Annotated in this window: 8 protein-coding genes; 5 read left to right on the top strand and 3 right to left on the bottom strand. The window is 56.5% G+C overall.

Features of this window, described 5'->3' with window-relative positions; genetic code table 11:
• The first annotated feature begins 994 nt into the window (after positions 1-994).
• The 3 genes from nhaD (at position 995) to HQL52_12080 (ending at position 4,062) form a co-directional block, all read left to right on the top strand.
• Entirely contained in the window at positions 995-2,362 is a 1,368-nt protein-coding gene (gene nhaD, locus HQL52_12090) for a sodium:proton antiporter NhaD (protein ID MBF0370187.1), read from the top strand.
• A gap of 166 nt (positions 2,363-2,528) precedes the next feature.
• Positions 2,529-2,798, top strand: a complete 270-nt coding sequence (locus tag HQL52_12085; GenBank protein ID MBF0370186.1) for a hypothetical protein — start codon at positions 2,529-2,531, stop codon at positions 2,796-2,798.
• Between the two features lie 52 nt (positions 2,799-2,850).
• Positions 2,851-4,062 carry an MFS transporter gene (locus HQL52_12080; GenBank protein MBF0370185.1) on the top strand — a complete coding sequence of 404 codons (1,212 nt, stop codon included), beginning with the start codon at positions 2,851-2,853 and terminating at the stop codon, positions 4,060-4,062.
• Here the strand turns inward: HQL52_12080 and holA are convergent.
• The 3 genes from holA to HQL52_12065 all read right to left on the bottom strand — a co-directional run bounded on the left by holA (position 4,004) and on the right by HQL52_12065 (position 8,579).
• A complete protein-coding gene (holA, locus tag HQL52_12075) occupies positions 4,004-5,050 on the bottom strand; it encodes a DNA polymerase III subunit delta (protein MBF0370184.1) in 1,047 nt (348 codons plus the stop codon). The two genes, HQL52_12080 and holA, sit on opposite strands and share 59 nt — an antisense overlap.
• 398 nt (positions 5,051-5,448) lie before the next feature.
• Complete coding sequence (locus HQL52_12070; protein ID MBF0370183.1) at positions 5,449-5,958, bottom strand: hypothetical protein; 510 nt, start codon at positions 5,956-5,958, stop codon at positions 5,449-5,451.
• Between the two features lie 8 nt (positions 5,959-5,966).
• Positions 5,967-8,579, bottom strand: a complete 2,613-nt coding sequence (locus HQL52_12065; protein MBF0370182.1) for a leucine--tRNA ligase — start codon at positions 8,577-8,579, stop codon at positions 5,967-5,969.
• 318 nt (positions 8,580-8,897) lie between these two features.
• Between HQL52_12065 and HQL52_12060 the strand changes: the two genes are divergently transcribed.
• Both HQL52_12060 and sdhB read left to right on the top strand, forming a co-directional pair.
• A complete protein-coding gene (locus tag HQL52_12060) occupies positions 8,898-10,589 on the top strand; it encodes an FAD-binding protein (protein MBF0370181.1) in 1,692 nt (563 codons plus the stop codon).
• Positions 10,590-10,621: 32 nt separating this feature from the next.
• On the top strand, positions 10,622-11,605 hold the full coding sequence (gene sdhB / locus HQL52_12055; protein ID MBF0370180.1) for a succinate dehydrogenase iron-sulfur subunit: 984 nt from the start codon (positions 10,622-10,624) through the stop codon (positions 11,603-11,605).
• Positions 11,606-11,653: the final 48 nt, after the last annotated feature.

Raw genomic sequence — 11,653 nt, 5'->3', positions numbered from 1 at the left:
ATCTGAACAGCCACCAACATCTGTGGTCGCCGCTATCAGCTGAAAGCCGACGGCCACAGAAATTACTGGATCTCAGAAGAAAACCACCCCGGTGAAAGGTTGATGGCCCGAAAATGTTCCCGGTGAACAGGCTGCTTGTTAATGGTGTATCCGGTTCTTTTTTTAAGGTTTTTCAGGTGTTAACGCTGGAATGTCAGCCTGTCGCACCACCCGCTAGGCTGTGGAGCCTGTGAACGTGTGGGAGAGTCCTGTTTGGCCGCTGGTATCCATAATACCCAAGACGATCACATCGGTTTTCGTCTATCTGGCGATGATTAAGGATCTGACTGGCTGGCTGGCCTCTGGAAAAAGAGGTGTTCAGCTTGATGTTGTGATTGTCGGCTGGTGAGGAGGGGCTGTTTTCTGCGAGGATCATCACCAGGCTATCGGGTGAAAAATCGACGGATATCAGAATCTTGTTGCAGTTTAGCTGTGACACGACATCCTCCGTTCAGTGCTGAAGGGGACTCAAATCGGGTCCTCTCAAAAGTGGTTCCCAGCCTCCCATAGCCGAGAGACTTTGCCTTATGAAGCCGGGAACCATAGACCCAAAGCCACCAATCCGCAAGTTTTCATCGTATTTAGTCTTTTGAATAGCCCTTCATGAGTGTTGAATCTCATTGGAATCTTGGCTGATTTTACCATTATTGAAAATGGTTTTCTGCTAAAGTGGGGCAGGAGAATTTTCACTTGGTGAAGTTGACATTGCAGCCCTGTAAATTTCCATCTATAGTAACCTACTTTTTCCCCTGAGGGCTCTTGGTCCGGATGGCCGAATTTGCAGCTTCCCAATTGCGTATATATATCGGCTTTTTGGAGAGAGAGGGAATGGGGATTCACATCTCACGGTAATGGAGAGATCACGTTGACCAGGTTTTGGAGCATTTTGTTGGCCCTGGCGGCATTCGCCGTCGGTTTGCCGGGTTCGGCTTGGGCGTCAGGTGGTGGTGGGGAGATGATCGACCTCACCAATAGCGCTGTCGGCTACCTGTCCCTGCTGATTTTTATTGTGGCCTACATCTTTGTGATGGCCGAGGAGTTTACCCACCTCAGAAAATCGAAGCCGGTGCTCCTGGCTGCGGGCATTATCTGGGCGATGATTGCCGCTGTTTATGCCAGCCACGGCATGCCCCACGCGGCGGAAGTGGCCGTGCGGCACAACATCCTTGAGTATGCCGAGCTTTTCCTGTTCCTCCTGGTGGCCATGACCTACATCAACGCCATGGATGAGCGGTTGGTGTTTGAGTCACTGCGCGCCTGGCTGGTGCGTTCGGGATTTGGCTATCGTCAGCTCTTCTGGATGACGGGTGTCCTCTCCTTCTTCATCTCCCCCATCGCCGACAACCTCACCACCGCTCTTCTGATGTGTGCCGTGGTGCTGGCCGTGGGTCGCTCCAATCCCAAATTTGTCGGCTTGGCCTGTATCAATATCGTGATTGCTGCCAATGCTGGTGGTGCTTTCAGCCCCTTCGGCGATATCACCACCCTGATGGTCTGGCAAAAAGGGATCGTGGCCTTCCAGACCTTCTTTGTCCTCTTCATCCCCTCCGCCGTTAACTGGCTGGTGCCTGCGGTGATCATGCACTTTGCCATCCCCAACGAAAAACCCGAAGCCAGCACTGAGGTGGTGCATATCAAACGGGGCGGTATCCGGATCATCTTTCTCTTCCTTGCCACCATCGTTACCGCTGTCAGCTTCCACAACTTCCTGCACCTGCCCCCGATGATGGGTATGATGCTGGGTCTCTCCTATCTCAAGCTGTTTGGTTTTTATCTCAAAAAGACCTACGGCGACTACAGGGGCTCCAACCCCAATCGCCGCCGCCGTTACGAGCAGGAGCAGGAGATCGGCGATGTGGGTTTCGATATCTTCAAGCAGGTGGGTCGGGCTGAATGGGACACCCTGATGTTCTTCTATGGGGTCATCATCTGCGTGGGTGGCTTGGGCTTTATCGGCTATCTGGCCGTAACTTCCAAGGTGATGTATATCGATTGGGGTCCAACCTACGCCAATGTCATGGTGGGTTTCCTGTCGGCCATCGTCGATAATATCCCGGTGATGTTTGCCGTTTTGACCATGGGGCCCCAGATGGATATGGGTCAGTGGTTGCTGGTGACCCTCACCGCTGGTGTGGGTGGTTCCATGCTTTCCATCGGCTCCGCCGCTGGTGTGGCGCTCATGGGCCAAGCCCGTGGCATGTACACCTTCTTCGGTCACCTGAAATGGGCCCCCGCGATTGCCTTGGGCTATGCTGCCAGCATCTGGATCCACTTCCTGGTCAACGGCGACTACTTTGACAACATCCCAGCTGTCATTCCCTAAGCTGAGCTGACTGTTTGACTCTTAAAAAGGGGCGGCGAGGTGCAAACCCGCCGCCCCTTTTTTTGTGTTTTGAAAGTTTTTTTGTCGATTGAAGGGCTTCTGTTTTGACTGGGCTTGTGAATCAAAGGATGTTTTTCTGCTGCCACCAACATCTGAACCCGAATCGATGACCACACCTCCCCAAAAAATCAGCCTGACCATCCTGACCCTCTGGGCTGTGGGGCTGCTGGCGATCTATGTGGCGACGGCTGTGGCGCCCTGGGCGGTTTTTATCCACGTAGGGCCTACGACTGGACTGCTCACTTCCATCGTGGTGGCGCTTCCTTGGATCTGGGCCGTTCAGTTTCAGCCAGCGGGTATCAAGCTAGGTCCCTTTGCCGTCCCGCTGATCTTTAATGCCGGGGCCGTTCTGACCGCCTGGTTCCTGCGTCTGTAAGTTTCCTGAATTTTCCAGTTGTTTATTCCCGGGGGGGGATGAGGTTTAATTGATGAGACGTAAAGCCTCCACCGGTATTATCTTCATCACCGTGTTTGCGGACCTTTTGGGGTTCGGCATGGTGCTGCCCCTCATGCCTCTCTACGCTTCCGACCCCCGGTTTTTGGCCGCACCCTGGCAGATCGGCTGGTTGATGGCGATCTACTCCTTAATGCAATTTCTTTTCGCGCCCTTCTGGGGGCGAATCTCCGACAGATGGGGGCGGCGACCGGTGCTGATCGTCGGCCTGTTCGGCTCATGCATCTCCTATCTTGTTTACGGTATGGCAGGCTCTTTGTGGCTGCTTTTTGTCGCCCGGGGGGTGGCAGGGATCATGGGGGCCAACATTGCTGCAGCCCAAGCAGCCATGGCAGACATCACCCCCCCTGAAAAACGCGCCCAAGCGATGGGGCTGATCGGGGCTGCCTTTAGTTTGGGCTTTGTGCTGGGGCCTGCGATGGGCGGGCTGCTCTCCCAATATGGCCTGGAAGCCGCTCCCCTTGCGGCGGCTGCCATCACCGGCCTGAACGGCTTGGCGGCCATTTTCTTTTTGGCGGAAACCAAAAATCTGCAAACCGCTGCCAACAGCAAACCCGCTCCCCGCTACCACCCCCTCTCCCTGCAACCCTGGCGCGAGGCCCGGGCCTATCCGGGAGCCCTTGCGGTCTGTTTTCTCATGGGGGGATTTATCACCCTCTTTTCCGCCTTTGAGGTGACGCTTCCCCTGTGGGGGCAGGAATTGATGGGTTGGACCATGGCCACCACCGGTTGGGTGTTTGCCTATGTGGGGGTGATGATGGCGATCTCCCAGGGGGGGCTGGTGCGGCGATTGGCTCCCCGGGTAGGGGAAAAACGCACGGCACGGATGGGGTTGGTGCTGGTTTCAGCTGGATTGGGTATCTTGGGCCTGATTGGTGGCTGGGTTGGTACCCTGGGGGGGTTGGCCCTGGTGGCTTTGGGAGCAGGGTTGGTCCATCCGGGCTTTTCGAGTTTGGTCAGCCTCAACACCACCGCTGAAAAACAGGGGGTGATGATGGGGCTCTTTCAATCCATGAGCGCTCTGGGGCGGGTGATCGGGCCGGTGGTGGGGGGGCTGCTCTACGAGATCATCCAGGGGAAGCTGTTTATTGGCGTGGCTCTGGGAATTGTCGGTATCTGGCTTTTACTCAAAGTGAGCGCCGGAAAGGTTCGGGACGCCCGGGAATCAGCGCCACAATCCGAATGACCAGCCGTTCCAGCGTTTGACGGGCAGGGGGGCCGCCCCCCTTGAGTCCGGCATCCGCCTCCAGACAGTAAAGAAGCGCACTGGCAGCCGCCGTTCCGGGCAGGGTGCGACACTGGGCAAAAAAAGGCTTCTGTTCCTTCCAAAATATCTTCAGCTCCCGGGCTGCCTTGTCCGGATGCACCCCTTGATCCAAAAGCGCCCGCCCCTTGACCAGTTGTCGGATTCGGCGGGTGATGAGGGCCAGCAGCATCAGGGGCTCCTCTCCTGATTCCAGCAGCTTGTCCAAAATGGTGAGGGCTTCCTTGCCTTGGCCTCCGGTTACCGCTGCGGCCAGGGCAAAAGGGCTTGCGTTAGCGGTCTCACCCACCACCGCCATGACATCAGTCAGACCGATGGAGCGCTCCTTACCCATGAAAAGTGCCAGCTTTTCCAACTCCTGCCCCGCCACCCGGGTATCCCCTTCCAGGCGCTCCCCCAAATGCATCAGGGCGTCCCGATCCACCTGGAAGCCCGCTTCTTTCAGGCGGCCACGCAGCCAGTTGTTGAGAGCCGCCCCTTCCAGGGGATAGAAGGGGACGCACCACATTTTTTTGTTGGATTCCAGCCTTTTTCGTAGGGGATTTCCTGCTTCCAGGGGCCCCGCTGTGATCAACAATACGGTGGTGGGTGAGGGTTTTTTAAGATAAGCCAGGACCGTTTCCCGCACCTTGGGGGGGAGTTGATCCGCTTCCCGGATGGTGACCAGACGGCGCTTGGCCATGAAGGGGAGGGATTGGCAGCTGGTGAGAAAACGCTCTTCGTTGAGGTCTCCGGCATAAAAGGTTTCCGCATCGAATTCCGCCTCTTCCTCATCCTCCCCCATCACCGCGAGACGAATGGCCCCAGCATTTTCCATCACCAGGCCCGCCTCCTGGCCATAGAGCAATATCCCCATGGGTGGGGCTTCGTTTTTGAGGCGAAAGAGAAGATCCTGACTTTTCAGTTTCATGAATGGCTCACGAAATAACGGATCGTTTTCCGGGTGGGAAATTGACCAAACTCAAAAAAAATATCGGAAGCGTCAAGATTGAATGGGAACCAATGGGGGAGGGGCCTGTCTGACTGCATAGGGTGGTGACGATCACCATTCACGTTCCTGACTGGGTTCGTCTTCTCTCTCCTCCACCCCGCGTCGGGGGACCATCCCCTCCCTCTATCCCCGGTACCCTCGGCGCGTTTTTTTAATTTTACCTTTTCCCTCAAGGTGGGATCCTGCCTGACATCCATCGATCTGCTTGTTGACTGTCCAACCCGTTCTTTGATCACCCAATCCGCTTTGATCATGATCCAATCCGGTTACGGGTTTTTCAAAAAAGCCGAGCTTTGACAGGCGGTTGAATCCTAAGCTCAGTTGTTTTCCGAAACCACCGCCACCACCGCATCGGCCAGCTGGTCGAGGGCTTCGGACTGGGCTTGGATTTGGGCGGCGCGACTGGTGGTGCCCGCACTGAGGTCATAGAAGGTGGCCGTACCGCTCACCACCGGAAAGTGGTTTTTACCCGACTTTTTTTCAGAGGCGAGGCGGGGTTGGGCTCTCAGAGTGACTCGATACTGGTCAGCTCGACCCGACTGCTCCTGAACGATGACCGATTGATCCGGCATCTCCAGATTCAAATGCAAAATCGCGCCCTCCGTATCCCCGGGCTGGGTGGCTGAAAGGCGCAAGCGTCGCTCCAGTTTGCGTTTTAACTGCCGTGCAAGCAGGGGGGCTGAATCGGATCCGGCCCCTCCCACCTGCACCCCGGAGATGCCGGAAACAGGGGCCTCTCCTGGAAAGCGATAGCCGCAGGCGGATAGGGTTGCCACCAGTAGCAGGGTTGCAAAAAACAGTACGGGTCTTGAATTTAAAGTCCCCATGATCTCTTTCACTTGGCTACAATGTTGACCAGACGGCCCGGTACGACGATCACCTTGCGCACGGTTTTGCCGTCGAGGAACGATTGAACTTTGGGATCGGCCAGGGCGGCGGTTTCCAGCTCTTTTTTATCGGTCTCCGGGGAAACTTCAAGTCGGGAGCGCAGCTTGCCGTTGACCTGGACCACCAGGGTAATCACTTCTTTGACCAGGGCTTCGGGATCGGCTTGGGGCCAGGGATGGTGGCTCAGGCGATCAGTATGGCCCAGATGGATCCACAACTCTTCCGTGACGTGGGGAATGTATGGATTGAGCAGCATCACGGCCATCTCTGCCACTTCCCGCAAAACAGCCGCCTTTTCACCCTTGAGGAGACTCTCCTCCTTGCCCAGGTGTGGTGAGGCTTCGTTGACCAACTCCATCACCGCCGCAATCCCGGTGTTAAACTGCTGATCGGTGATATCTCCAGTCACCTTGGCAATGGTCTGATGGGTTTTGGAGCGCAGCTTGCGCAGATCAGCGGCTTTCGGCATGCCCTTGACAGGCTCAATCCCAGGCGTGCGCTGGACCACATCATTGACCAGCCGCCAGAGCCGATTGATAAAGCGCCAAGCGCCATCCACCCCACTGTCGTTCCACTCCAGATCCCGCTCCGGTGGCGCTGCAAACAGCATGAACAGCCGTGCGGTATCCGCCCCATACCCCGAAATCAGGTCGGTGGGATCCACCACGTTGTGTTTGGATTTGGACATCTTTTCGTTGCGGCCTACCTGGATGGCCCCATCGCACTCAACGCAGAGGAGCTTTCCCTCGTCCGATTTGACTTCAGTGGGGTAGCGCCAGCCGTGATTCGGGCAGCTGTGGGTATCCTTGCGCACCATCCCCTGGGTCAAAAGCCGACTGAAGGGCTCATCACAGGTGACTTCCCCCACATCCCGCATCGCCTTGTGGAAAAAACGGGCGTAGAGGAGATGGAGCACGGCGTGTTCAATACCGCCGACATATTGATCCACCGGCATCCAGTAATCGACCCGTTGGCGGTCGAGGGGAGCGGTGTCGAGATCGGCGCAGCAGTAGCGCAGAAAATACCAGGAGGACTCCATGAAGGTGTCCATGGTGTCGGTTTCCCGCTGGGCCGCTGCACCACATTTGGGGCAGGTGGTTTTTTTCCACTCCGGATGAAGCGCCAGGGGGTTGCCCGCCTGTTTGCCAGCACCCGCCTCTTCCCAAACATTTTCCGGTAAGGCCACCGGTAGTTGTGGGGTTGGCACCGGCACCACGCCGCAAGCGTCACAGTGGACCATGGGAATGGGGTTGCCCCAGTAGCGCTGTCGGGAGATGCCCCAATCCCGAAGTCTGAAGTTGACCGTGGATTGACCGATGCCCTTCTCTTCGAAGGCTTTGGCGACCGCTTCCTTGGCGGATTCGTTGTCGAGGCCGTCAAACTCCCCTGAGTTGACCAGCACCCCGGCCCCTACGTGGGCTTCAGCCATGGTGTCGGGGTCCAGAGCTTCCCCCGGGGGCTGAATCACCACCCGGATGGGTAGGTCGTGGCTACGGGCAAACTCAAAATCCCGTTGATCGTGGGCGGGAACAGCCATCACCGCCCCGGTACCGTAGCCCATAAGGACAAAATTGGCGATAAAGAGGGGCACCTCTTCGCCGGTCAGGGGGTGGATCGCCTTCAGACCGGTATCGAAGCCTTTTTTCTCCTGACGCTCCAGCACCTCTTCGCTGGTGCCGGAGGTTTGGCACTCCCGGATGAAGGTGAGGGCCGAGGGGTTTGATTCGGCTACCTTGTGCGCCAGGGGGTGTTCGGCGGCGATGGAGCAAAAGGTGACCCCCATGATGGTGTCCGGGCGGGTGGTGTAGACCGGGAGGGTTTCTTCTGAATCCTTGATCTTGAATGAAAATTCAACCCCGTGGCTTTTGCCGATCCAGTTGGCCTGCATGGTGCGGACGGTTTCCGGCCAGCCGGAGAGTTGATCCAGATCCGCCAACAGTTCATCGGCATAGTCGGTGATTTTTAAAAACCATTGGGAGAGTTCCCGGCGCTCCACCGTGGCCCCGCTGCGCCACCCCTTGCCGTCAATGACCTGTTCGTTGGCCAGCACGGTGTGATCCACGGGATCCCAGTTGACCAGGGATTTTTTGCGGTAGACCAAGCCTTTATCATAAAGCTTTAAAAAGAGCTGCTGCTCCCAATGGGCATAGTCGGCATCACAGGTGGCCAACTCCCGGTCCCAATCATAGGAGATCCCCATGGATTGGATCTCTTTGCGCATCGCTTCGATGTTGCGATAGGTCCACCCTTTGGGGTGATCTCCCTGTTTGATCGCGGCATTTTCAGCGGGCATGCCGAACGCGTCCCAGCCCATGGGGTGGAGGACATTTTTGCCCAGGCGCATCTGATAGCGGGCGATGAGATCGCCAATGGCATAGTTGCGCACATGGCCCATGTGTATCCGCCCGGAGGGGTAGGGGAACATCACCAGGAGATAAAATTTATCCCGGTCTCCCTGTTCCACGGCGCAAAAGGTTTTTTCGTCGGCCCAGATACCCTGCCATTTGGCTTCGATGGCCTGGGGATTATATTTATTGCGGGATTGTGCTGTAGCGTCCATGTGTGTGGCTGATCTCCTGAAGGTTCCTCATCTCTTTATGTTTTCTATCACAGGGTCGAAGGGGGGGGCAAACCGGCTGGGCCTTTGACGCGCAAAAAAAAATTAATACCGGTGTGATTGCTTTTTTTGACTTTTCGTAACATCTCATTTAAAGTGTCGCCTTCGATAGGGGGGAAGTGGTTTTTTAACTATATAAATAGCTGCTGAAACAAGAATTATCGGGCGGTTGCACAAGAATTTGTTTGAGAGTTTTTTATATCTGTCAGTATCGATTTTGGTATGGAAGCCTACGGTGGAACATCAGCGTTGGGAGGAGCCATGAAAATCCATGACCTGATCATAGTCGGCGCCGGTTTGGCGGGGATGCGCGCTGCCTTGGAAGGGGTCAAAGCGAGTATCAATGTGGCGATTGTGAGCAAGATTCATCCCCTCAGGAGTCACTCCTGTGCCGCACAAGGGGGAATTAATGCCGCCATCAACACACAAGACTCGGTTGAATCCCACTCCTATGATACGGTAAAGGGTTCTGACTATATCGGCGACGAAGATGCCATCGAGCTGATGTGTGAGGAGGCCCCCGAAGCAATCCGTGAGATGGACCGAATGGGCACCCCATTCTCCCGTCTTGATGATGGCGATATCGCCCAGCGCCCCTTTGGCGGTGCCAGCTTCGACCGAACTTGCTATGCCGCTGACCGCACCGGTCAGGTGCTGCTCCACACACTCTGGGAAAAGTTGGTCCAGGCCAACGTCCCGGTCTATGAAGAGTGTCAGGTGATGCGCCTGGTCACCGATGCCGAAGGGCACGTGGCGGGTGTGGTTGCTTATGACATCAAGACCGGCAAGATTTTTCCCATCCGGGGCAAGGCGGTATTGATGGCCACGGGCGGTTATGGCCGGGTCTATCTCTCCTCCACCAACGCCACCACCAATACCGGTGACGGTATGGCCCTGGCGATGCGGGCGGGAGCGCCGTTGGCAGATATGGAATTTGTTCAGTTCCATCCCACAGGTCTGCGTACCTCCGGTATTTTGATCACCGAGGGTGCCCGGGGTGAGGGAGGGTATCTGATTAATTCCGCCGGCGAGCGGTTTATGGGCAAATATGCCCCCACCAAATTTGAACTGGCCTCCCGGGATGTGGTCTCTCGCGCTGAGCAGACTGAAATTCTCGAAGGTCGGGGCACGGATGGCGCGGTCTTTTTGGACCTGACCCATCTGGGCGCTGAAAAAATTCTGGAGCGACTGCCCCAGGTGCGCCAGTTGGCCATTGATCTGGAAGGGGTGGATCCCATCAAGGAGCCCATCCCCATCCGACCGACGACCCACTATTCCATGGGGGGTATCCGAACCGACAAGGAAGGGGCCTCGCCACTGCCCGGGCTCTTTTCAGCAGGAGAAGCCGCCTGTGCTTCGGTTCATGGTGCCAACCGTCTGGGGGGTAACTCCCTGTTGGATGCCATTGTTTTTGGCAAGATCACCGGCAAGGCCGCCACCCGTTATGCTCAAGGGCAAAGCCTCCGGGATTTCCCCATGACCGATCTCCACCACGTTCGGGATCAAATCCACGAGCTCAAAAGCCGCCAGGATTGGGGTATGAAGCCAGTAGAGCTGCACGCCCGCATGGCCAGTGCCATGAATGCCTACTGCGGCGTCTACCGGACCCCGGAAGGTCTGGAAACCGCTGCCGGCCAGATTCCCAAGCTGCGCAAGGATTACAATATCATCAACGTCTACGACAAATCCGATGAGTTTAATGTCGATCTGTTGCGGGCGATGGAGTTGGGCAACCTGATCGACCTGGCGGAGTGTATCATCAAAGGGGCTCTGGCCCGTACCGAGTCCCGAGGGGCGCACTCACGCACCGATTATACCGAACGGGATGACGCCAACTGGCGCAAGCACACGATCACCCGTTGGGATCCCGACAAGGGCGAGGTAGTGCTCTCCTACGAAGATATTCGTACGGTGGGCAATCCCAAATACGAACCCAAAGAGCGTACCTACTGATCGGATGACGAGCGGATCCATGGGAGGCGTCGATGCCTGTTAAGTTTTACACCTTTCGTATCCAACGTAACCGTAAAAGCCGGGAGGGGCGAATCGAGTCCCGCTGGCAGGAATATCGGGTGGAGGCGGAAGAAACCACCACGGTGCTGACCGCCTTGGAGGAGATCAAAGGCCATCAGGATGGGGGTCTGACCTTCCGTCAATCCTGCCGTTCGGCCATCTGTGGCTCTTGTGCCATGAAAATCAGTGGTCGCACAAGACTCGCCTGCAAAACCCACATCGGAGCTGTTTCCCGGGATGGCGTCGTTGAGGTGGCCCCAATGGCCAACCAGCCCATTCTCAAGGATTTGGTGGTGGATATCGGACCGTTTTTCAAACGGATCCGCAAAATCAAACCCTACCTGGAAGAGGGGCCCGAGGCCAATACCGACGTGGGCAAGAGCGCCTACGATCAGGTGAACCACGTCACCCAGTGCATCATGTGCGGCTGCTGTTATTCCGACTGCACCATGAGTGAGGTGAGCCCGGAATTTATCGGCCCCGCTGCACTGGCCAAGGCGTTTCGCTTTGTGTCGGATCCCCGGGAGGGGCAGAAGACCGCCCGGCTGAAGGATCTTTCCGAAAACCACATGATGTGGTCCTGTTCCCGCTGTGCCATGTGTGTGGAAATGTGTCCCAAGGATGTCGCCCCCATGGAGGCGATCGTCAAGCTGCGTACCCGAGGCCTGGAAAAGGGCTTCAAGGATGGTCCAGGCCCCAAACATGCTCTGGCCTTCCACGAGGATATCAAAAAAACCGGCGACCTCAACGAATTTACCCTCATGGTCCGCACCATCGGCGTTATCGGTGCCATGAAGGAAATGGGCACCATGTTGCACTTCATGAAGAAGGGCAAAGTGCCTTCGCCATTTCCACACAAATCTGGAAATCTCGACGAGTTGAGTAAAATCTACGACATTCTCGAACGGGACAAGCCGGACGTGGAAACCAAGGCCAAAGAGGTGGTTCCCGAGTAAAGAGGTGGTTCCCAAATTGGGAAAGCGGCATCTCTCAAAGATGCACAG

The sequence above is a fragment of the Magnetococcales bacterium genome, from assembly GCA_015232395.1.
GTDB lineage: Bacteria > Pseudomonadota > Magnetococcia > Magnetococcales > JADFZT01 > JADFZT01.
Note: the sequence above shows the minus strand (reverse complement) of the source record. Positions and strands in the feature narration are given on the sequence as shown.

Bases quoted from the DNA above. Each gene is read 5' to 3' on its own strand.
- nhaD (MBF0370187.1), top strand. From the start codon at position 995: ATGATCGACCTCACCAATAGCGCTGTCGGCTACCTGTCCCTGCTGATT.
- HQL52_12085 (MBF0370186.1), top strand. From the start codon at position 2,529: ATGACCACACCTCCCCAAAAAATCAGCCTGACCATCCTGACCCTCTGG.
- HQL52_12080 (MBF0370185.1), top strand. From the start codon at position 2,851: ATGAGACGTAAAGCCTCCACCGGTATTATCTTCATCACCGTGTTTGCG.
- holA (MBF0370184.1), bottom strand. From the start codon at position 5,050: ATGAAACTGAAAAGTCAGGATCTTCTCTTTCGCCTCAAAAACGAAGCC.
- HQL52_12070 (MBF0370183.1), bottom strand. From the start codon at position 5,958: ATGGGGACTTTAAATTCAAGACCCGTACTGTTTTTTGCAACCCTGCTA.
- HQL52_12065 (MBF0370182.1), bottom strand. From the start codon at position 8,579: ATGGACGCTACAGCACAATCCCGCAATAAATATAATCCCCAGGCCATC.
- HQL52_12060 (MBF0370181.1), top strand. From the start codon at position 8,898: ATGAAAATCCATGACCTGATCATAGTCGGCGCCGGTTTGGCGGGGATG.
- sdhB (MBF0370180.1), top strand. From the start codon at position 10,622: ATGCCTGTTAAGTTTTACACCTTTCGTATCCAACGTAACCGTAAAAGC.